Genomic DNA, 20375 nt, shown 5'->3' on the forward strand with positions numbered 1-20375 from the left:
CATGGAACGACAACTGGACGCTTACTGCGAACACCTGCGCAGTGAGCGGCAGGTGTCGCCGCACACGCTGTCGGCCTACCGACGCGACCTCGACAAAGTCCTCGGCTGGTGCAACAAACAGAACATCGATAGCTGGCAGGCGCTGGACATCCAGCGCCTGCGCAGCCTGATCGCCCGCCTGCATGCCCAGGGCCAGTCCTCACGCAGTCTGGCGCGCCTGCTCTCAGCGGTGCGCGGGCTCTATCACTATCTGAATCGTGAAGGTCTCTGCGATCACGATCCGGCCACCGGCCTGGCACCGCCCAAAGGCGAACGCCGGCTGCCGAAAACCCTCGACACCGATCGCGCCCTGCAACTGCTTGAAGGTGCCGTGGAGGACGATTTCCTCGCGCGGCGCGATCAGGCGATTCTGGAGTTGTTCTATTCCTCCGGACTGCGTCTGTCGGAGCTGACCGGGCTCAATCTCGATCAGCTCGATCTGGCCGACGGCATGGTTCAGGTGCTCGGCAAGGGCAGCAAGACGCGTCTGTTGCCCGTCGGCAAAAAGGCCCGGGAAGCACTGGAGCAATGGCTGCCGCTGCGGGCGCTGACCAATCCGGCGGACGACGCGGTATTCGTCAGCCAGCAAGGCCGACGCCTTGGCCCGCGCGCGATTCAGGTGCGGGTCAAACTGGCCGGCGAACGCGAGCTGGGACAGAACCTGCACCCGCACATGCTGCGGCACTCCTTCGCCAGCCATTTGCTCGAGTCCTCTCAGGACCTGCGAGCGGTGCAGGAACTGCTCGGCCACTCGGACATCAAGACCACCCAGATCTATACCCACCTGGACTTCCAGCACCTGGCGGCGGTCTACGACAGCGCCCACCCACGGGCCAAACGCATGAAAGGCGACGATTCATGAGCATCCAGTTGATCACCTTCGACCTCGACGACACCTTGTGGGACACCGCCCCGGTGATCGTCAGCGCCGAAGCGGTTTTGCGCGAATGGCTGAGCGAACATGCGCCGAATCTGGGCGCGGTGCCGGTCGAGCATCTGTGGTCGATCCGCGAGCGGGTGCTGGCCAACGAACCGGGCCTGAAGCACCGCATCAGCGCGTTGCGCCGGCGCGTGCTGTTCCATGCGCTGGAAGAAGCCGGGTACGCCCACGGCGAAGCGTCGGATCTGGCGGACAAGAGTTTTGAAGTGTTTCTGCATGCGCGGCATCAGATCGAGGTGTTCCCGGAGGTCGAGCCGATCCTGGAAACCCTCGCCAAGCATTACGCCCTCGGGGTGGTCACCAACGGCAACGCCGATGTCCGTCGTCTCGGGCTGGCGGATTACTTCAAGTTTGCGTTGTGTGCCGAAGACATCGGCATAGCCAAGCCGGATGCTCGACTGTTCCATGAAGCGTTGCAGCGCGGCGGCGTGAGCGCCGAAGCCGCTGTGCATATCGGCGATCACCCGGGGGATGACATCGCCGGGGCGCAGCAGGCCGGTCTGCGAGCGATCTGGTTCAACCCGGCCGGCAAGGACTGGGAAGCGGAGCGCCTGCCGGATGCCGAGATTCGTAGCCTGAACGATCTGCCCGCGGTGCTCGCCCGCTGGAACAGCCGCGGCTAACTTTCTTTCGCCCATGAAAAAGCCCGCAGCGACGGCGGGCTTTTTCAGCAAGCAAGCGACACGCCTCAGATAGGGCGGCTGCCGTACTTGTTGTCCGGCTTCTTGGGCGGATCGGCGACCACGTTGGCCTCCACTTCCTGCACCTTGCCGCCGCGCGCAAGGAACTCTTCCATGGCCTTGGCCAGGGCATCGCGCTCCTTGTTCTTGGCTTCGATGCTCGGCAACTCGTCGACCGACACCGCAGCCTTGGCCTTGCCTTTGGCAGCCGGGGCCGGCGTATCGTCACCGCCATCGTCTTCAGCAACGTCTTCCGCTGCTGCTTCCAGACCGTCTTCGGCCTCGTCTTCGTCGCCTACTTCGAGGTCGTCGTTTTCCAGATCATCGTCGCTCATGTTCTACCTCATGACTTGCGAAAAGCAGATTAGTTATAGACCAGCTTTGGCGACTGTCGAAAGTCGCCGGAAAAAAATCGGTAACCATTGGTGACCAACGGTTTATGCCCCTTCACCGTGCAAGGTGGCGAGGACTTTACGGGCACCGCCATGATCACGGTGCTCGCCCAGGTAAACGCCTTGCCAGGTGCCCAGTGCCAGTCGGCCTGCCGTTACCGGCAAACTGATCTGACAGCCCAGCACGCTGGCCTTGAAGTGCGCCGGGAGGTCGTCCAGGCCTTCGTCGTTATGCTCATAGCCGTCTGCTCCTTGTGGGATCAGACGATTGAAAAATCGTTCGAAGTCGCGACGTACCGCCGGATCGGCGTTCTCGTTGATGGTCAACGACGCCGAGGTATGCTGCAGCCACAAATGCAACAGACCGACCCGGCATGCCTTGAGTTCAGGCAGGCCGGCGAGCAACTCGTCCGTCACCAGATGAAAGCCCCGGGGCCGTGCCCGCAGGGTTATCAGAGTCTGTTGCCACATACAGTTCTCCGCACGTTCGGGGCGCATTCTAGCGCGCTCTGGAAAAAAACAAAGGCCCTAATATTCCTTCAATGATGTAAGCCTTTGGCCGCAGAAAAACACTCGTCGTAAACACGACCAAAGCAGTACGAAAAATCCTTTCAGCTGTATCAGGGAAGACAAATTCCAGACAAAAAAATGCCCGGCGAGCCGGGCAAGTTTTTTGCGGCGCGTGCTTACAGGTTGTAGCCGCGCTCGTTGTGTTGTGCCAGATCCAGGCCGACCGATTCTTCTTCCTCGGTCACGCGCAGACCCATCACGGCATCCAGCACCTTGAGGATGATGAAGGTGACGATCGCGGTGTAGATCACGGTGAAGCCGACGCCTTTGCACTGAATCCAGACTTGTGCGGCGATGTCGGTGACGGTGCCGAAGCCACCCAGCGACGGTGCAGCAAACACACCGGTCAGGATCGCGCCGAGGATACCGCCGATACCGTGCACGCCGAAGGCGTCCAGGGAGTCGTCATAACCGAGTTTGCGTTTCAGGGTGGTAGCGCAGAAGAAGCACACCACGCCTGCCGCCAGACCGATCACCAGTGCGCCCATCGGGCCCACGGTGCCAGCGGCCGGAGTGATCGCGACCAGACCTGCGACGACGCCGGATGCGATACCCAGTGCGCTTGGTTTGCCGTGAGTGATCCACTCGGCGAACATCCAGCCCAGTGCCGCAGCGGCGGTCGCAATCTGGGTCACCAGCATCGCCATGCCGGCGGTGCCGTTGGCAGCCGCAGCGGAACCGGCGTTGAAGCCGAACCAGCCAACCCACAGCATCGCTGCGCCCATCAGGGTGTAACCCAGATTGTGTGGCGCCATCGGGGTGGTCGGGAAGCCTTTGCGTTTACCCAGTACCAGGCAGGCAATCAGACCGGCCACACCGGCGTTGATGTGCACCACGGTGCCGCCGGCGAAGTCGAGTACGCCCCAGTCCCACATCAGGCCGCCGTTGCCGGACCAGACCATGTGCGCGATCGGTGCGTAGACAAGGGTGAACCAGATGCCCATGAAGATCAGCATCGCGGAGAACTTCATCCGCTCGGCGAACGCACCGACGATCAGCGCCGGGGTGATGATCGCGAAGGTCATCTGGAAGGTGATGAAGACCGCCTCGGGGAACAGCGCCGCCGGGCCGGTCAGGCTCGCTGGGGTGACGCCGGCCAGGAACGCCTTGCCGAAACCGCCCACGAACGAGTTGAAGTTGACGACGCCCTGCTCCATGCCGGTGGTGTCGAACGCGATGCTGTAGCCATAAATGACCCACAGGACGCTGATCAGACCGGTAATGGCGAAGCACTGCATCATCACGGAAAGAATGTTTTTCGACCGAACCATGCCGCCGTAGAACAGCGCGAGGCCAGGAATGGTCATGAACAGCACGAGGGCTGTGGAGGTGAGCATCCAGGCGGTGTCGCCGGAGTTCAGGACTGGAGCTGCCACTTCGTCTGCCGCCATGGCCAGGCCGGGCATTACGATAGACAACAGGGCTCCTAGCCCTGCGAATTTACGCAGAGTCATATTGTTTTCTCCTGGGGCGTTGGGTTTGTGGCGGCGTTTAGATCGCGTCGGTATCGGTTTCGCCGGTACGGATGCGGATCGCCTGTTCCAGATTGACCACGAAGATCTTGCCGTCACCGATCTTGCCGGTGTTGGCAGCCTTGGTTATCGCCTCGATAACCCGATCCAGATCCTTGTCGTCGATGGCAACGTCGATTTTCACCTTGGGCAGAAAATCGACCACATACTCCGCGCCGCGATACAGCTCGGTGTGACCCTTCTGCCGACCGAAGCCTTTGACTTCAGTAACGGTAATGCCCTGCACGCCGATTTCGGACAGCGACTCGCGCACGTCGTCCAACTTGAACGGCTTGATGATGGCAGTGACTAGCTTCATGAAACTCTCTCCCGAATTGGTGGACTTGCCCCAGGAAAACAAACCCGACTCAAGTCTAAGCGCAGTGCCTGGCTTTGTAACGCTTCGTTGTCGACGCCAGCTAACCGCTCCAGACGAAACTCCCCGCTCCGTCTGCCGCACTGCATTCGTCACAGCGACTGCATCAGTGCATGGGTCGAAGGTGACTAAGCAGAAAGCTTGCCATCTCGCCAAAAACCACTGATTTCAATCCCTTGGCCGCTGCGGCAGATGCCATCACCCAAATGGCACTCGGGATACGCACAACAACGGTGCGCGGCCGTGCATCCAGTTGCGCGAAAAGCGTGCATCCGTGCCTGCGCCAATGACTATAGACACTGCGTGATACACTGCCGGCCATTGTTTCCAGGACATATCCCATGCTCGCGCCCAAAGACTTCCTCGACGCCCTGAGCGGCACCGCCTCCCGCCTGTTCAGCGGCGACACGCCCTTGCCAAAAGCCGAAATCGAAAGCCAGTTCAAGATGCTGCTGCAAAGCGCCTTCAGCAAACTGGACCTGGTGAGCCGCGAAGAGTTTGACAGTCAGATGGTAGTGCTGGCGCGCACTCGCGCCCGGCTCGAGAGCCTTGAGGCGAAGGTGGCGGAGCTGGAAGCGAAGCTGACGCCGCCGGCTGAGTGAGTCCTCATCCCAGCCTGCCACTGGCTGGCGGAATTTCGTTGATGCTTGCGCCAGCGATCAAACATGCATAACCTCGGGATACGCGAGTGTGTCCACTAAGGATGCGCAGGCCTTGGCCTCACCGAAGCCTGCAACTGAAAACCGTCTCCTCAAGGCGGTTTTTTTTTCGCCTCGAGATAGCTGCAACAATCGGTTTTCTGAGGAGTAGTCACAGCAACTGTTCAGCTCCCCGCCGTACGACCTTGAATTCAGATCAAGCGCAATGCGCCAGCCACTCCACTTGATCACGGACGGAAGCTCCTCTCTAAACTCCAGCTTTTCGCAAATCGTAAGTCGACTGAAGATTCATCCAGAACTCAGTCGTGGTGTTGAGGTGAATGGCCAGCCTGATTGCCAGATCGGCGCAGATCCTGAGCTGGCATTTCACAAGCTTCTCGATCTCGGTTTCAGGCCAGTTTGTGGGCATGGCCAAGTCCATGACAGTCATGCCCAACGGCTCCATGAATTCCTTATTCAGAACCTCACCCGGATGAATCGGGCGCATACCATTGCGGTCCATTTTTCGCCTCCAGAGGCTGCATTGAGCGGCCAAACTGGAGCATCCGACTTTGCGATACAAGACCGTCGGGTCGCTTTCGCTGGCGTCCTACAACTATTAGGGCATGCCCCTACAAAAATCAGCGTCTGCGCCTATTTATGTTGTCCTTACGCCTGTCATTACATTAGCGACACCCATCAGGAATGAGGTCTCTGTGAAGGATAAAAAGAGAAAGACAAAGCTACTTCAGGTTGTTGAACTACACCTCGAAGCACTCCGACTGGCTGGAAATTGTCAGCCAATCAACGGAGGTTTATTGAAGTTGCCGTTACGTGCGGACCTGAGCTTGAGCCAAGTGGTCTGTTAGCAGGCAGAAGATGAGTGCATCGGGCCTCACAACCGCTTTCTGATACGTCTTGTAAACCTCTACTCAAACGCTAGAACCCCGCTCAACTACCCTTCAAAAACCCGCAGGAAGCGGCCTCTGTCTTTTCAAGGAACGACCATGTCACTCGCCATCGTCCACAGCCGCGCCCAGATTGGCGTGGATGCTCCCGCCGTCACCGTCGAAGTCCACCTGGCCAACGGCCTGCCCTCGCTGACCATGGTCGGCCTGCCCGAAGCCGCGGTGAAAGAGAGCAAGGACCGGGTGCGCAGTGCGATCATCAATTCGGGGCTGCAGTTTCCGGCGCGGCGGATCACGCTGAATCTGGCGCCGGCTGATTTGCCCAAGGATGGCGGGCGGTTCGATCTGGCGATTGCGCTGGGGATTCTGTCGGCGAGTGTGCAGGTGCCGACGTTGACGCTGGATGACGTGGAGTGCCTTGGCGAACTGGCGTTGTCCGGTGCCGTGCGGGCGGTGCGCGGGGTGTTGCCGGCGGCACTGGCAGCGCGCAAGGCCGGGCGGACGCTGGTGGTGCCACGGGCGAATGCCGAGGAGGCTTGTCTGGCATCTGGGCTGAGGGTGATCGCGGTGGATCATCTGCTGGAGGCCGTGGCGCATTTCAACGGGCATACGCCGGTCGAGCCTTATGTCTCGGATGGGCTGATCCATGCCGCCAAACCCTATCCCGACCTGAATGAAGTACAGGGCCAACTGGCCGCCAAACGGGCGCTGCTGATTGCCGCCGCCGGCGCGCACAACCTACTGTTCAGCGGGCCGCCGGGGACGGGCAAGACGTTGCTGGCAAGTCGATTACCCGGTTTGCTGCCACCGCTGGCCGAGAGCGAAGCGCTGGAGGTGGCGGCGATTCAATCCGTCGCCAGCGGCGCACCGTTGACCCACTGGCCGCAGCGCCCGTTTCGCCAGCCGCATCACTCGGCCTCCGGGCCGGCACTGGTCGGTGGCAGCTCAAAACCGCAACCCGGCGAAATCACGCTCGCCCATCACGGCGTACTGTTTCTCGATGAACTGCCCGAGTTTGATCGCAAGGTGCTGGAGGTTCTGCGCGAACCGCTGGAATCCGGCTGCATCGTCATCGCACGGGCCAAGGAAAGGGTGCGGTTTCCCGCGAGATTCCAGCTGGTGGCGGCGATGAATCCCTGTCCCTGTGGATATCTTGGCGAACCGAGCGGCAAGTGTTCGTGCACGCCGGACATGGTGCAGCGCTATCGCAACAAACTGTCGGGGCCGTTGCTGGACCGGATCGATTTGCACCTGACGGTGGCGCGGGAGGCGACAGCGTTGAACCCTGCGGTGGAACCGGGAGAGGACAGCGCCAGCGCGGCCACATTGGTCGCAGAGGCCCGCGATCGTCAGCAAAAACGCCAGGGCTGTGCCAATGCATTTCTCGATTTGCCGGGGCTGAAGAAGCACTGCAAGTTATCCACAGCCGATGAAACCTGGCTGGAGACGGCGTGCGAAAGACTGACCTTGTCGCTGCGCTCGGCGCATCGGCTGCTCAAGGTCGCGCGGACGCTGGCGGATCTGGAGAAGTGCGCGGATATCAGTCGCGAACATCTGGCCGAAGCGTTGCAGTATCGGCCGGCGACTCAGTAAGTGTCGAGGTCGTGGCGGGCCCAAACGCAAGCAGGCTCGCTCTCACAGGTCCAACAAAAAACCTGTGGGAGCGAGCCTGCTCGCGATAGCTATTTCAGAGACGCCTCACCGGAAGCGGTCGACTTCCTGGCGCAGGTCGGCTGCGAGGCCTTCCAGTTCCTTGGCGGTGATGGCCAGGTTCGATACCACTTCGCGCTGCTCGCTGTTGGCCATCGCGATGCTCTGCAAGTTGCTGCTGAGCAAAGTCGCGGTGCTGCTCTGCTCCTGAGTCGCGGTGGTGATCGCGGCAAACTGCTCACCCGCCGAGCGGCTTTGCTCGTCAATGCGCGCCAGCGCCGACGCCACATTGGCATTGCGCGACAGGCCTTCCTGCATCAGCAGGTTGCCCTGCTCCATGTTGCTGATGGCGTTGCCGGTTTCCTGCTGAATGCTGTGAATCATGCTGGAAATTTCATCCGTCGCCTGACGGGTACGCGAGGCGAGGCTGCGCACTTCGTCGGCCACCACGGCAAACCCGCGACCTTGTTCACCGGCACGGGCCGCTTCGATGGCAGCGTTGAGTGCCAGCAGGTTGGTCTGTTCGGCAATCGAGGTGATCACGCTGACGATGCCGCCGATTTCCTGGGAGCGCTGACCGAGCGTGTTGATCACGGTCGCGGTGGTGTTCAGTGCGCCGGCAATCTGCTCCAGCGAGGAAGACGCTTCTTCCATCGACGTGCGACCGATCTGGGTCTGCTGGGCGTTTTCCTGGGCCAGACGCTGGGTGTTGCCCATGTTGTCGGCAATGTTCAGCGACGTGGCGGAGAACTCTTCAACGGCGCCGGCCATGCTGGTGATTTCGCCAGACTGTTGCTCCATGCCTTCATAGGCGCCGCCAGACAGACCGGACAGCGCTTGAGCCCGACGGTTGACCTCTTCCGAGGCGCGGCGGATGTGCTCGACCATGGTCGACAGGGCCTGGCTCATCTGGTTGAACGCGCGGGCCAACTGGCCAATCTCGTCGTTGCTCGACACACTCAGGCGCACGCTCAGATCGCCGGCGCCCAGGGCTTCAGCCTGGCGGACCAGATCGCCCAGCGGTGCCAGTTTGCTGCGCAGCAACCAGACCACGGAGCCGACCGCCAGCAGCATCGCCAGCAGACTGCCGATGGCCAGCTGAGTGCCGACGCTCCAGGTCACCGCGCGGATCTCGGCTTTCGGCATGCTCGCCACCACCGACCACGGGCCACCCTCGAACGGCACGGCGATGCTGTAGAAGTCTTCGGACTTGTCGCTCCAGAACTGTCCTTTACCCGGCGTTTTCGCCAGACCGTTGATTACAGGAACCGCTTGATCCAGCGCCTGCACACCGGCCGGCGCCACCAGCCACTGGTTCTTCTCGTCCAGCAGCGCCAGCGAGCCGGTCTGGCCGATACGGAAGCGCTTGAGATTGGCGAACTGGGCGTTCTGCGCGTCGGTGTAATCGAAGCCGACGAACAACACCGCGATTACCTTGCCGCTGCTGTCACGCACCGGGGTGTACTGAGTCATGTAGGAGCGATCGAACAGCAAGGCGCGACCGACGTAACCCTGCCCCGCCATCAATTTCGCATAGGCCGGGTGAGCGTGGTCGAGCACGGTGCCGATGGCGCGGGTGCCGTCTTGTTTGCTCAGAGAGGTGCTGACGCGAATGAAGTCTTCGCCGCTGCGCACGAACAGCGTGGCAACGCCCGCCGTCATCTGCTTGAACTCGTCGACTTCCTTGAAGTTGTTGTTCAACACCTCGCTGCCCAAGTGCAGGCCCGGGGTCTGGGTGCCCGCAACATTGACCGGCTCGCTCGGGTGAATGCTCAGACCCGCGATGAAGCGCTTCTCGAACAACCCGCTCAGGCGCTGGGTGCTTTCGCGCAGCGTGCCGTGAAAAGTGCTCAGCTGGTCGGCGAGCAGGCGTGCCTCGCTGGCCAGGTGTTCTTCACGGGTGGCGAGATTGGCGGTGTCCAGCGAACGCAGGGCGAACACCGTACTGCCGCTGATGACTATCGCCAGTATCACGGCGAGCGCGAGGCCCAGCTGCGAGGCGATCCGAGCGCGAGGTTGAGACATGGACAGCTCCTGGCCGAACTTCCGATCCTCCTTGATCGCAGCTCGGGTAATTTTCTAATGGGGGTAAATCGTGGCCACCGGCACGACGGTTCCACATGCACGTATTCGGCGGTAAAACCGAATACTTGAGCGAACAGCAGGGTTATGGCGAAAGGCCGGCATTGTGCAGGCTCGAACGTTTCAGCTCAAGCGCGTGACCGCCGGCAGCGCCATGGCGCGGACTTCGCCTTGCAGGAAGTCGCTCAGACGGCGCAAACGTTCACCTCCCGGACGAGTCTTTGGCCACACCAGGTAATAATTCAGGCCGCTGGCGACCGCCGTCGGCCACGGCAGACTCAAGCGTCCTTGCGCGACATCCTCGGCCACCATCAGCAGATCGCCCATGGAAACCCCATAGCCCCGAGCCGCCGCAATCATCCCGAGTTCCAGAGTATCGAACACCTGTCCGCCCTTGAGCGACACCTGATCCGACAGCCCCATGTGCTCCAGCCAACTGCGCCAGTCGCGGCGGTCCGGTGTCGGGTGCAGCAATTCGGCGCTGGCCAGCCGCGCCACGTCCCACGGCTGATCGTTGAGCAGATTCGGCGCGCCGACCGGAATCAGCTCCTCCGGAAACAGCAGGCTGGCTTCCCAGTCCGGCGGAAAATGCCCGTCACTCAACAACACCGCGCAATCGAAGGGTTCGTTATTGAAGTCCACCGAATCCACGTCCATCCACGCGCTGGTCAGTTGCACCTCGTTTCCTGGCTGCAAATGGCGGAAGCGACTGAGCCGGGCCAGCAACCAGCGCATCGTCAGGGTCGACGGGGCTTTCATGCGCAGGATGTCATCTTCGGCGCGCAAGGTATTGCAGGCCCGTTCCAGCGCGGCAAAGCCATCACGGATGCCCGGCAGCAGAAGGCGTGCCGACTCGGTCAGTTGCAGGTTGCGCCCGCTGCGGTGGAACAAGCGGCAGGCGAAATGCTCTTCGAGCGTGCGGATGTGCCGGCTCACCGCACTCTGAGTGATCGACAACTCTTCGGCTGCCCGGGTGAACGAACTGTGGCGGGCCGCCGCTTCGAATGCGCGCAGAGCATACAAGGGTGGAAGACGACGGGACATGCACAACGCTCCAATGGCGGGATTGCGCCAACTTAGCAGAATCGCGACAGGATGAGTTTTAATCATGCTACCCATCCTTTTTATCCCTTTGTGCAACCCGCGCCAAACCCTGAGAATCGACGGTCTCTTGCTCCCTCTTTTATAAGGATGTGAAAACATGCAGCGTCCTGTGCGTACCGAACTCTGGGCCATCCTGCGGCTGGCGGGGCCGTTGATCGCCTCGCAGTTGGCGCACATGCTGATGGTGCTGACCGACACCCTGATGATGGCCCGCCTCAGTCCCGAAGCGCTGGCCGGCGGCGGTCTGGGCGCGGCGAGTTATTCGTTCGTGTCGATCTTCTGCATTGGCGTGATTGCGGCGGTCGGCACTCTGGTGGCGATTCGTCAGGGCGCCGGCGACATCATCGGCGCCGCCCGCCTGACCCAGGCCGGGCTATGGCTGGCGTGGCTGATGGCACTCGGTGCCGGGCTGCTGTTGTGGAATCTGAAACCGGTGCTGTTGCTGTTCGGCCAGACCGAGACCAACGTCAACGCCGCCGGGCAATTTCTGGTCGCCCTGCCGTTCGCCCTGCCCGGCTACCTGAGTTTCATGGCCTTACGCGGTTTCACCAGCGCCATCGGCCGGGCAACGCCGGTGATGGTCATCAGCCTCGCCGGCACGGTGGCCAACTTCCTGCTCAATTACGCGCTGATCACCGGCATGTTCGGCCTGCCGCAGCTCGGGCTGACCGGTATCGGCCTGGTCACGGCGATTGTCGCCAACTGCATGGCTCTCGCACTGGCCTGGCACATTCGCCGGCATCCGGCCTACGACGCTTACCCGCTGCGTGAAGGCCTGTCGCGGCCGAACCGGCAGTACCTCAAAGAGCTCTGGCGCTTGGGTCTGCCGATCGGCGGGACCTACGCGGTGGAAGTCGGGCTGTTCGCCTTCGCGGCGCTGTGCATGGGCACCATGGGCAGCACGCAACTGGCGGCGCACCAGATCGCTCTGCAAATCGTCTCGGTGGCGTTCATGGTTCCGGCGGGGATGTCGTATGCGATCACCATGCGCGTCGGCCAGCATTACGGCGCCGGGCAATTGAGCGATGCGCGGATGTCCGGGCGGGTCGGCATCGTCTTCGGAGCAGTGGTAATGCTGGGGTTTGCGATGGTGTTCTGGCTGCTGCCGAATCAGTTGGTCGGCTTGTTCCTCGACCATAACGATCCGGCGTTTGCCGAGGTGATTCGTCTGGCGGTGAGCCTGCTCGCCGTGGCAGCGTGGTTCGAGCTGTTCGACGGCACGCAGACGATTGCCATGGGCTGCATTCGCGGGCTCAAGGATGCCAAGACCACGTTTCTGGTCGGGCTCGGTTGCTACTGGCTGATCGGCGCGCCGGCGGCGTGGCTGATGGCGTTCCATTTGCACTGGGGGCCGACCGGCGTCTGGTGGGGTCTGGCGCTGGGGCTGGCGTGTGCGGCGGTGAGCCTGACGCTGGCGTTCGAATGGAAGATGAAGCGGATGATTCGGCTCGAACCGCAAGCTCAAGGCTTCAAGATCGCTCAGCCGGAATGACAGGTCGGCGGGAGCAACCTTGCTCCCGCTTACTGGTTCGTCAGACCACAATGCCCAGCGGCGGCTGACTGGCATCAGCCACCAGGTAATCAACCAGTTCCGTCAACGGCAACGGCTTGCTGATCAGGTAACCCTGCACCTGATCGCAACCGAACCCGCGCAACAGATCCAGTTGCTCGCGGGTTTCCACCCCTTCGGCAACCACTTCCAGGTGCAGGTTGTGCGCAAGGTTGATCATCGCGTGCACCAGTTTGCGGTTCTCTTCGCGCTGCTCCATGCCGCCGACGAAACTCTTGTCGATCTTCAGCAAGGTGATCGGCAGGCTGTTGAGGTGCACGAACGACGAGAACCCGGTGCCGAAATCATCCAGCGAGAAACGCACGCCGAGGCGACCGAGAGCGTCCATGGTCTGCTTGACCAGATCGCTGCGGCGCATCACAGCGGTTTCGGTGAGTTCGAATTCCAGCCACTGCGCTTCGACTCCGCGCTCGGCGATCAGACGGCTGAGCGTCGGCAGCAACTGGCTGTCCTGAAACTGGCGGAACGACAGGTTGATCGCCATATGCAGCGCCGGCAATCCGCGTTCGCGCAACGCCTGCATATCGCGCAGGGCCCGGGAAATCACCCAGTAACCCAGCGGCACGATCAGACCGCTCTGCTCCGCCAGCGGCACGAATTCGCTCGGTGGTAGCAGGCCGCGTTCGCTGTGGCGCCAGCGCACCAGCGCTTCGAGGCCGACGATCTGGCCGTCCTGCAGGTTCAGGCGCGGCTGGTAGTGCAGCTCCAGCTCGTCGCGACGCAAGGCCCGGCGCAGCTCGCTTTCGAGGTCGGCCATGCTTCGCGCGTTGCGGTTGATTCGTTCGTTGAAGATGTGAAAGGTGCAGCCTTGCGTGCTCTTGGCCTGCTGCATGGCGATGTGCGCGTGCCACATCAGCGGATCGGCGCCGCCCTGGGCGCGGGCATGGGCGATACCGAGGCTGGAGCCTATCAGCAGGCTTTCGCCATCGACCCAGTAGGGTTCGGCCAAAGCCTCGGTGATGCGTTCGGCCATCCATTCGGCCCGTTGCGGGGCGCGACGGGTATCGATCAGCAAGGCGAATTCATCGCTGCCGAGGCGCGCCAGTTGATCGCCGACTTCCAGCTGACTTTTCAGCCGTGCGACGACTTGCAGGATCAGGCGGTCGCCGGCCTGGTGGCCGAGGGCGTCGTTGGCGTGGCGGAAGTTGTCGAGATCAAGATGCCCGAGGGCCAGGCCGCGGCCGTCATTTTCGGCGAGGCGCGCCGTCAGAAGAGTCTGGAAACCCTGACGGTTGGCGATGCCAGTCAGCGGATCCTGCTCGGCCAGGCGTTGCAGGGTGTTTTCCAGCACGCCGCGTTCGCGCACATGCCGCAGGCAACGCCGTAGCATGCCGGCATCGAGGGCATCGAATACCAGCCAGTCGCTGACGCCGTCGGGCGCGGTCGCCGGCTCGTGTTCCAGAAGCAATACCGTCGGCAGGCTGCAACGGCCGGGCGCCGGCTGCAACGCGGGAACGGTCAACAACACCGCGTGGCGGTTGTCTTCGAACAGACTGCTGACCGACTCCCAGCTCGGCGCGCTGATCAGCACCGCCGCACTCCCCAACGGAGCCAGACACTCGCGCAATAACGCTGTCCACGCTGGCTCTTCGGCCAGTAGCAGCAAACGCAAGGGTTCGACAGGCGTAGTCAAGCTGACTCCCTAGACTCTGCAATGATGTGGGCGGCGGGCATTATGCCGTTGCGGCTACCAATGACCAAACGACAACGGTTATCAAAACGTTATTTTGTGTCACGAATGAGAACATTAGCCGCAAAATCACCGCGCATCCTGCGTGAAAGTAACAAAACCGGCAAATTTGAATCGCGTGTTGCGTCACAAGTCGGAGAGAGCAGCACAAATCGCTGAGCCTGTTAAAATGCCGGCCCATTTCGTCAACGACTCCCGAATTTTCGTATGTCCCGACTCAATCCCCGGCAGCAAGAAGCCGTGAACTACGTCGGCGGCCCTCTATTGGTGCTCGCCGGTGCTGGCTCCGGCAAGACCAGTGTGATCACGCGCAAGATCGCGCACCTGATCCAGAACTGCGGCATCCGTGCCCAATACATCGTCGCCATGACCTTCACCAACAAGGCCGCGCGCGAGATGAAGGAACGGGTCGGCACCCTGCTGCGTGCAGGCGAAGGTCGCGGCCTGACGGTCTGCACCTTCCATAACCTGGGCCTGAACATCATCCGCAAGGAACATGAACGGCTGGGCTACAAACCCGGTTTCTCGATCTTCGATGAAACCGACGTCAAGTCGCTGATGACTGACATCATGCAGAAGGAATATGCAGGCGACGACGGCGTCGACGAGATCAAGAACATGATCGGCGCCTGGAAAAACGATCTGATCCTGCCGGCCGAGGCCCTGGAAAACGCCCGTAACCCCAAGGAACAGACCGCCGCCATCGTCTACACCCACTATCAGCGCACGCTCAAGGCGTTCAACGCGGTGGACTTCGACGACCTGATCCTGCTGCCGGTTAAACTCTTCGAAGAGCACGCCGACATCCTCGAAAAGTGGCAGAACAAGGTGCGTTACCTGCTGGTCGACGAATACCAGGACACCAACGCCAGCCAGTATTTGCTGGTGAAAATGCTCATCGGCAAGCGTAACCAGTTCACCGTGGTGGGCGACGACGACCAGTCGATCTACGCCTGGCGTGGCGCGCGGCCGGAAAACCTGATGCTGCTCAAGGACGACTACCCGTCCCTGAAAGTGGTGATGCTGGAGCAGAACTACCGCTCCACCAGCCGCATCCTGCGCTGCGCCAACGTGCTGATCTCGAACAACCCGCACGAATTCGAAAAGCAGCTGTGGAGTGAAATGGGCCACGGCGACGAGATCCGCGTGATCCGCTGCCGCAACGAGGACGCCGAAGCCGAGCGCGTGGCCATGGAAATCCTCAGCCTGCACTTGCGCACCGACCGCCCGTACAGCGATTTCGCGATCCTCTATCGCGGCAACTACCAGGCCAAGCTGATCGAGCTGAAACTGCAGCACCATCAAGTGCCATACCGTTTGAGCGGCGGCAACAGCTTCTTCGGGCGTCAGGAAGTGAAAGACCTGATGGCCTACTTCCGCCTGATCGTGAACCCGGACGACGACAACGCCTTCCTGCGGGTGATCAACGTGCCGCGCCGTGAAATCGGCTCGACGACCCTGGAAAAACTCGGCAACTACGCCACCGAACGCAAGATCTCGATGTACGCCGCCACCGACGAACTCGGCCTGGGCGAGCATCTGGACAGCCGCTTCACTGATCGCCTGTCGCGCTTCAAGCGCTTCATGGACAAGGTGCGCGAGCAATGCGCCGGCGAAGACCCGATCTCCGCCCTGCGCAGCATGGTCATGGACATCGACTACGAGAACTGGCTGCGCACCAACAGTTCCAGCGACAAGGCTGCGGACTACCGGATGAGCAACGTCTGGTTCCTGATCGAAGCCTTGAAGAACACCCTGGAAAAAGACGAAGACGGCGAAATGACCGTCGAGGACGCCATCGGCAAACTCGTCCTGCGTGACATGCTGGAACGTCAGCAGGAAGAGGAAGACGGCGCCGAAGGCGTGCAGATGATGACCCTGCATGCGTCCAAGGGCCTGGAATTCCCTTACGTGTTCATCATGGGCATGGAAGAGGAAATCCTCCCGCACCGCTCCAGCATCGAAGCCGACACCATCGAAGAAGAACGCCGCCTGGCTTACGTGGGCATCACCCGCGCGCGCCAGACCCTCGCGTTTACTTTCGCCGCCAAGCGCAAACAGTACGGCGAGATCATCGACTGCGCGCCAAGCCGCTTCCTCGATGAGCTGCCGCCGGACGACCTGGCCTGGGAAGGCAACGACGACACACCGACCGAAGTCAAAGCCGTGCGGGGCAACAGCGCATTGGCTGATATACGCGCGATGTTAAAGCGCTAGAATTGACCACTTTTTACTAGACCTTCGACGCACAAAGCGTCAAATGAGGACAGCTTCATGGAAGCATTGCACCAGAAAATCCGCGAACAAGGCATTGTGCTTTCCGACCAGGTCCTGAAGGTCGACGCCTTCCTGAACCACCAGATCGACCCGGCCCTGATGAAGCTGATCGGCGACGAATTCGCCACGCTGTTCAAGGATTCGGGCATCACCAAGATCGTCACCATCGAAGCCTCTGGCATCGCCCCGGCGATCATGACCGGCCTGAACCTCGGCGTGCCGGTGATCTTCGCCCGCAAGCAACAGTCCCTGACCCTGACTGAAAACCTGCTGTCGGCCACCGTTTACTCGTTCACCAAGAAGACCGAAAGCACCGTGGCCATCTCCCCGCGTCACCTGACCAGCAGCGACCGCGTGCTGATCATCGACGACTTCCTGGCCAACGGTAAGGCGTCCCAGGCGCTGATCTCGATCATCAAGCAGGCCGGCGCCACCGTCGCGGGCCTGGGCATCGTGATCGAGAAGTCGTTCCAGGGCGGCCGTGCGGAACTGGATTCGCAGGGTTACCGCGTCGAGTCGCTGGCTCGCGTGAAGTCGCTGAAGGATGGCGTGGTGACTTTCATCGAGTAATCGCTGATAGGCGCAAACACACTGCAATACCTGTGGGAGCTGGCTTGCCAGCGATGGGGCCATATCCTTCAACATCCTAGTTGAGTGATAAACCGCCATCGCGGGCAAGCCCGCTCCCACAGGTTTTTTGTTGTTTGTTATTGCGCGGTGGCCTTCAGGCCCGTTAGCAACAACCGCTGAAACAGGTCTTCCTTCAGACCTTCCGGATCAGTGAGCTGCATGCGCGCCAGATGCTCCGGATACAGCGAAGCCTCAGGCGCATCCAGCGCCGCCTTGCCCAGCTCCAGAATCTCGGTCAGCTTGAATTTGCTCTTGAGCCAGTTCAGCGCCCGCAACAGATCCTTCTCGACCTCAGTGAAGTCGCAGCCCAGCGGATACTCCGGAAACAGGTTCGGATGCCGCGCGGCAATCGCCTGCAAGCGTTGCGGGGTGTTGTCGGCAAAACGAGGATCGAGACGGAAATCCTTCGGCAGCTTGCCGACCTTCTGCGCCTGCTCGATCAGGCCCTGCTGGAAGCGTGAATCGCTGATATTGAGCAACGCCTCGATCACCACCGCATCCGACTTGCCGCGCAGATCGGCGATGCCGTACTCGGTGACCACGATATCGCGCAGGTGCCGTGGAATCGTGCAATGGCCGTATTCCCAGACAATGTTCGAGCTGACATCGCCACCGGATTCGCGCCAGCTGCGCAGCAGCAGGATGGAGCGCGCATCGTGCAACGCATGCCCCTGGGCAACGAAGTTGTATTGCCCGCCGACGCCGCTGAGTACCCGCCCGTCTTCCAGTTGATCCGCCACCCCGGCACCCAGCAGGGTCATGGTGAACACGGTGTTGATGAACCGCGCATCCAGACGCTGCAGACGTTTGAGTTCTTCCTGACCGTACAGCTCGTTGATGTAGCTGATGCGGGTCATGTTGAATTCAAGCCGTTTGCTCAGCGGCAACTCACGCAAGCGTTCATAGAAACTGCGCGGCCCGAGGAAGAAACCGCCGTGGATCGACAGGCCGTCGGTTTGCGCCGCTTCGTCGAGGGTCCCGGCGTTGGCTTGCTGCTGAGTCTGTACATCCGGGTAGACCTTGCGCCGGATGATCCCGGCTTCGGCCAGCACCAGCAGGCCGTTGACGAACATTTCGCTGCAACCGTACAGGCCTTTGGCGAAGGGTTCGATGCCGCCCTCGCGTTCGATCAACTGCGCCCACTGGCTGAGGTTCACATCGGCCAGCAAGTCCTGGTATCCGGCGTTGTCGGCCTGGCGGGCCAGCAATGCAGCGGTCAGCGCATCGCCCATAGAGCCGATGCCGATCTGCAAGGTACCGCCATCGCGTATCAACGTACTGGCGTGCAACCCGATGAAGTGATCCTGAAACCCGACGGGCATGTTCGGCGTGGAAAACAGCGTGCTGCTGTCTTTCTCGTCGATCAGCAGGTCGAAGGTATCGATGTCGACTTCGGCGTCACCCGGCATGTACGGCAACTCGCTGTGCACCTGGCCGACCAGCAGGATCGTTTCCCCCGCTGCCCGGCGTTTGGCGATCATCGGGAACAGGTCGAGGGTGATGTCCGGGTTGCAGCTCAGGCTCAGACGATCCGGGTGTTCGCTGCTGCTGGCGAGCAACTGCGCCACCAGGTTCAGGCCGGCGGCGTTGATATCACGGGCGGCGTGGCTGTAATTGCTGCTGACATAATCCTGCTGGGCCGGCGCGCTGTTGAGCAGACTGCCGGGCTGCATGAAGAATTGCTCGATGCGGATGTTGGACGGCAGGCTGTCACGGTGCAGGTCGGCGAGAAATTCCAGTTCCGGGTAATCACCGAACACCCGCTCGACGAAGGGTTCGATGAAGCGCTTCTGCAAACCATCGCCCAAGGCCGGACGGCCGAGGCACAAGGCGGTGTAAATCGTCAGTTGCCGTTCGGGCAATCCGGCAATACGCCGGTACAGCGCGTTGACGAAGGGATTGGGTTTGCCCAGCCCCAGCGGCAGGCCCATGTGGATGTGCGCCGGCAACCGCGCCAGCACGTCGTCCACTGCCTGTTCGATCGAACACAACTGCACCATCTGAAGCCTCCTGCCCGTTCCGTGAATAGAGGTACGACCGAGATTGCCGGTTGTTTGCTGCAAAGAACAGCCTCAGGCCCGAATCGCGGGCACAAAAAAACCGTCCGAAGACGGTTTTTTTCGTCAGAAGCGCGGCTTATTTCAGGCCGGACATCTTCTGGATCGCGCCCTTCAGCTCGTCGTCCGAGCAATCGGCGCAGGTGCCTTTCGGCGGCATGGCGTTGATGCCGGTGATGGCCTTGGCCAGGATGCCGTCGAGGCCGCCCTGGTGATCGGCGCGCTCTTTCCAGGCTGCGGTGTCACCGATTTTCGGCGCGCCCAACAGGCCGGAGCCGTGGCAAGCGTTGCAATGTTTGGCAATCACTTCGTCCGGCGTCTTGGCGCCGCCACCGCCGCCTGCCGAAGCAGCGACTTCCATCCCCTTGCACTCTTGCCCTTGAACACACACCTGGCCGACCGGCTCAAGGCGTTTGGCAATGTCGTCATTCGTCGCAGCTTGAGCGCTGACAGCCCAGAGGGCCAGTACGGTTGCTGGTGCAGCCAGCATTTTCATAATTAGGTTCACGCGTTCACCCTCAATGGTGGCTATTCACGCCTGCGGCCACGGTTCGCAGGCGGGCGCAAGTATAGCGGTTAGCCCGCTTCACTGAAACAACCCCAAAGTCGAAGGGGTTATATCGCGCTGTGGAAAAACGTTTCGGGTGCCTCGCCGGTATGGCCTGGCGCCTCTTTGTTTAAAAATTCGCCGGCGTGGCTGCGCTGATTAGTCGCGCCGGTGCATCGAACGGATTACGGAAACGATGCGGCTTGGTACTTTCAAAGTAGTAGCTGTCGCCGGCTTCGAGGATAAAAGTTTCAAGGCCCACCACCAGCTCCAGGCGCCCTTCCACCAGAATTCCGGTTTCCTCGCCTTCGTGGGTGAGCATTTCCTCGCCGGTATCCGCGCCCGGCGGGTAGATTTCATTGAGGAACGCGATGGCCCGGCTCGGGTGCGCGCGGCCGACCAGTTTCATGGTCACGGCGCCGTCGGAAATGTCGATCAGCTCGTTGGCCTTGTAGACGATCTGGGTCGGTTTTTCCTGCAGGATCTCTTCGGAAAAGAACTCGACCATGGACATGGGAATCCCGCCAAGAACTTTCCTCAGCGAACTGATCGAAGGGCTGACGCTGTTCTTTTCGATCATCGAAATGGTGCTGTTGGTGACGCCCGCGCGCTTGGCGAGTTCACGCTGGGAAAGCCCTTTGAGCTTGCGGATCGATTGCAGTCGTTCACCGACGTCCAAGGCTGGAGCCTCCTGATGTTGTAGAAATATTGAGC

Annotated in this window: 18 protein-coding genes and 1 pseudogene; 7 read left to right on the top strand and 12 right to left on the bottom strand. The window is 61.2% G+C overall.

The window, feature by feature from the left end; all coding sequences use genetic code 11:
* Position 1: 1 nt before the first annotated feature.
* A complete protein-coding gene (gene xerC, locus EIY71_RS21370; RefSeq protein WP_085746782.1) occupies positions 2–901 on the top strand; it encodes a tyrosine recombinase XerC in 900 nt (299 codons plus the stop codon).
* A complete protein-coding gene (locus EIY71_RS21375) occupies positions 898–1602 on the top strand; it encodes an HAD family hydrolase (protein WP_085746783.1) in 705 nt (234 codons plus the stop codon). The genes xerC and EIY71_RS21375 overlap by 4 nt, the downstream gene beginning before the upstream one ends.
* A gap of 65 nt (positions 1603–1667) precedes the next feature.
* Here EIY71_RS21375 and sutA read toward each other — a convergent pair whose 3' ends face one another.
* From sutA to glnK, 4 genes are all read right to left on the bottom strand, one after another.
* Complete coding sequence (gene sutA, locus EIY71_RS21380; protein ID WP_007951900.1) at positions 1668–1994, bottom strand: transcriptional regulator SutA; 327 nt, start codon at positions 1992–1994, stop codon at positions 1668–1670.
* Between the two features lie 102 nt (positions 1995–2096).
* A complete protein-coding gene (locus EIY71_RS21385; RefSeq protein ID WP_011336526.1) occupies positions 2097–2522 on the bottom strand; it encodes a secondary thiamine-phosphate synthase enzyme YjbQ in 426 nt (141 codons plus the stop codon).
* Positions 2523–2737: 215 nt separating this feature from the next.
* Positions 2738–4075, bottom strand: coding sequence for an ammonium transporter (locus EIY71_RS21390; RefSeq protein ID WP_007951904.1), 1338 nt, complete (start codon positions 4073–4075; stop codon positions 2738–2740).
* A gap of 37 nt (positions 4076–4112) precedes the next feature.
* On the bottom strand, positions 4113–4451 hold the full coding sequence (gene glnK / locus EIY71_RS21395; RefSeq protein WP_002555808.1) for a P-II family nitrogen regulator: 339 nt from the start codon (positions 4449–4451) through the stop codon (positions 4113–4115).
* 398 nt (positions 4452–4849) lie between these two features.
* Here glnK and EIY71_RS21400 point away from each other — a divergent pair, with 398 nt between their 5' ends.
* Positions 4850–5110 carry an accessory factor UbiK family protein gene (locus EIY71_RS21400; RefSeq protein WP_011336527.1) on the top strand — a complete coding sequence of 87 codons (261 nt, stop codon included), beginning with the start codon at positions 4850–4852 and terminating at the stop codon, positions 5108–5110.
* Between the two features lie 304 nt (positions 5111–5414).
* On the opposite strand, the gene EIY71_RS21405 is transcribed toward EIY71_RS21400, so the two are convergent.
* Positions 5415–5669 carry a HigA family addiction module antitoxin gene (locus tag EIY71_RS21405; RefSeq protein WP_102717318.1) on the bottom strand — a complete coding sequence of 85 codons (255 nt, stop codon included), beginning with the start codon at positions 5667–5669 and terminating at the stop codon, positions 5415–5417.
* Between the two features lie 484 nt (positions 5670–6153).
* Here EIY71_RS21405 and EIY71_RS21410 point away from each other — a divergent pair, with 484 nt between their 5' ends.
* Positions 6154–7647: a YifB family Mg chelatase-like AAA ATPase gene (locus tag EIY71_RS21410; protein WP_134023007.1), complete on the top strand. Its 1494-nt coding sequence runs from the start codon at positions 6154–6156 to the stop codon at positions 7645–7647.
* A gap of 105 nt (positions 7648–7752) precedes the next feature.
* Here the strand turns inward: EIY71_RS21410 and EIY71_RS28960 are convergent, their stop codons facing one another.
* From EIY71_RS28960 to EIY71_RS21420, 3 genes and pseudogenes are all read right to left on the bottom strand, one after another.
* A complete protein-coding gene (locus EIY71_RS28960; protein ID WP_371855392.1) occupies positions 7753–8613 on the bottom strand; it encodes a methyl-accepting chemotaxis protein in 861 nt (286 codons plus the stop codon).
* A pseudogene (locus tag EIY71_RS28965) lies at positions 8608–9729 on the bottom strand (Cache 3/Cache 2 fusion domain-containing protein); the annotation flags it as partial. The pseudogene EIY71_RS28965 and the gene EIY71_RS28960, both read right to left, overlap by 6 nt.
* 180 nt (positions 9730–9909) lie before the next feature.
* The gene (locus tag EIY71_RS21420) at positions 9910–10830 is read right to left on the bottom strand and encodes a LysR substrate-binding domain-containing protein (protein ID WP_085746790.1); all 921 of its coding nucleotides are present in this window, start codon (positions 10828–10830) and stop codon (positions 9910–9912) included.
* Positions 10831–10987: 157 nt separating this feature from the next.
* Here EIY71_RS21420 and EIY71_RS21425 point away from each other — a divergent pair, with 157 nt between their 5' ends.
* Positions 10988–12382 (top strand): NorM family multidrug efflux MATE transporter, encoded by a 1395-nt coding sequence (locus tag EIY71_RS21425; protein WP_085746791.1) that lies wholly within the window; start codon positions 10988–10990, stop codon positions 12380–12382.
* A gap of 40 nt (positions 12383–12422) precedes the next feature.
* Here EIY71_RS21425 and EIY71_RS21430 read toward each other — a convergent pair whose 3' ends face one another.
* Positions 12423–14093 carry a bifunctional diguanylate cyclase/phosphodiesterase gene (locus EIY71_RS21430; protein ID WP_085746792.1) on the bottom strand — a complete coding sequence of 557 codons (1671 nt, stop codon included), beginning with the start codon at positions 14091–14093 and terminating at the stop codon, positions 12423–12425.
* A gap of 264 nt (positions 14094–14357) precedes the next feature.
* On the opposite strand from EIY71_RS21430, the gene rep reads away from it, so the two are divergent.
* Both rep and EIY71_RS21440 read left to right on the top strand, forming a co-directional pair.
* A complete protein-coding gene (gene rep, locus EIY71_RS21435) occupies positions 14358–16367 on the top strand; it encodes a DNA helicase Rep (RefSeq protein ID WP_085731399.1) in 2010 nt (669 codons plus the stop codon).
* Positions 16368–16424: 57 nt separating this feature from the next.
* Positions 16425–16997 (top strand): xanthine phosphoribosyltransferase, encoded by a 573-nt coding sequence (locus EIY71_RS21440; protein WP_003229440.1) that lies wholly within the window; start codon positions 16425–16427, stop codon positions 16995–16997.
* Between the two features lie 137 nt (positions 16998–17134).
* Here the strand turns inward: EIY71_RS21440 and EIY71_RS21445 are convergent, their stop codons facing one another.
* The 3 genes from EIY71_RS21445 to EIY71_RS21455 form a co-directional block, all read right to left on the bottom strand.
* Positions 17135–19057, bottom strand: coding sequence for an acetyl-CoA hydrolase/transferase C-terminal domain-containing protein (locus tag EIY71_RS21445; RefSeq protein ID WP_134023009.1), 1923 nt, complete (start codon positions 19055–19057; stop codon positions 17135–17137).
* A gap of 136 nt (positions 19058–19193) precedes the next feature.
* Positions 19194–19610, bottom strand: a complete 417-nt coding sequence (locus EIY71_RS21450) for a cytochrome c5 family protein (RefSeq protein WP_085746794.1) — start codon at positions 19608–19610, stop codon at positions 19194–19196.
* A gap of 181 nt (positions 19611–19791) precedes the next feature.
* The gene (locus tag EIY71_RS21455; protein ID WP_003229444.1) at positions 19792–20340 is read right to left on the bottom strand and encodes a cupin domain-containing protein; all 549 of its coding nucleotides are present in this window, start codon (positions 20338–20340) and stop codon (positions 19792–19794) included.
* Positions 20341–20375 lie beyond the last annotated feature (35 nt).

Origin of the sequence: Pseudomonas sp. CH235 (assembly GCF_004368175.1) — a bacterium.
In the GTDB taxonomy this organism is placed as follows: Bacteria; Pseudomonadota; Gammaproteobacteria; order Pseudomonadales; family Pseudomonadaceae; genus Aquipseudomonas; species Aquipseudomonas paraglycinae.

Excerpts from the sequence above, each read along its gene's own strand:
- EIY71_RS21385 (WP_011336526.1), bottom strand. The coding sequence starts at position 2,522 with ATGTGGCAACAGACTCTGATAACCCTGCGGGCACGGCCCCGGGGCTTT.
- EIY71_RS21440 (WP_003229440.1), top strand. The coding sequence starts at position 16,425 with ATGGAAGCATTGCACCAGAAAATCCGCGAACAAGGCATTGTGCTTTCC.
- EIY71_RS21375 (WP_085746783.1), top strand. The coding sequence starts at position 898 with ATGAGCATCCAGTTGATCACCTTCGACCTCGACGACACCTTGTGGGAC.
- xerC (WP_085746782.1), top strand. The coding sequence starts at position 2 with ATGGAACGACAACTGGACGCTTACTGCGAACACCTGCGCAGTGAGCGG.
- EIY71_RS21445 (WP_134023009.1), bottom strand. The coding sequence starts at position 19,057 with ATGGTGCAGTTGTGTTCGATCGAACAGGCAGTGGACGACGTGCTGGCG.
- EIY71_RS21420 (WP_085746790.1), bottom strand. The coding sequence starts at position 10,830 with ATGTCCCGTCGTCTTCCACCCTTGTATGCTCTGCGCGCATTCGAAGCG.
- EIY71_RS21450 (WP_085746794.1), bottom strand. The coding sequence starts at position 19,610 with ATGAAAATGCTGGCTGCACCAGCAACCGTACTGGCCCTCTGGGCTGTC.
- EIY71_RS28960 (WP_371855392.1), bottom strand. The coding sequence starts at position 8,613 with ATGAGCCAGGCCCTGTCGACCATGGTCGAGCACATCCGCCGCGCCTCG.
- rep (WP_085731399.1), top strand. The coding sequence starts at position 14,358 with ATGTCCCGACTCAATCCCCGGCAGCAAGAAGCCGTGAACTACGTCGGC.
- sutA (WP_007951900.1), bottom strand. The coding sequence starts at position 1,994 with ATGAGCGACGATGATCTGGAAAACGACGACCTCGAAGTAGGCGACGAA.
- EIY71_RS21425 (WP_085746791.1), top strand. The coding sequence starts at position 10,988 with ATGCAGCGTCCTGTGCGTACCGAACTCTGGGCCATCCTGCGGCTGGCG.
- EIY71_RS21405 (WP_102717318.1), bottom strand. The coding sequence starts at position 5,669 with ATGGACCGCAATGGTATGCGCCCGATTCATCCGGGTGAGGTTCTGAAT.
- EIY71_RS21410 (WP_134023007.1), top strand. The coding sequence starts at position 6,154 with ATGTCACTCGCCATCGTCCACAGCCGCGCCCAGATTGGCGTGGATGCT.
- glnK (WP_002555808.1), bottom strand. The coding sequence starts at position 4,451 with ATGAAGCTAGTCACTGCCATCATCAAGCCGTTCAAGTTGGACGACGTG.
- EIY71_RS21390 (WP_007951904.1), bottom strand. The coding sequence starts at position 4,075 with ATGACTCTGCGTAAATTCGCAGGGCTAGGAGCCCTGTTGTCTATCGTA.
- EIY71_RS21400 (WP_011336527.1), top strand. The coding sequence starts at position 4,850 with ATGCTCGCGCCCAAAGACTTCCTCGACGCCCTGAGCGGCACCGCCTCC.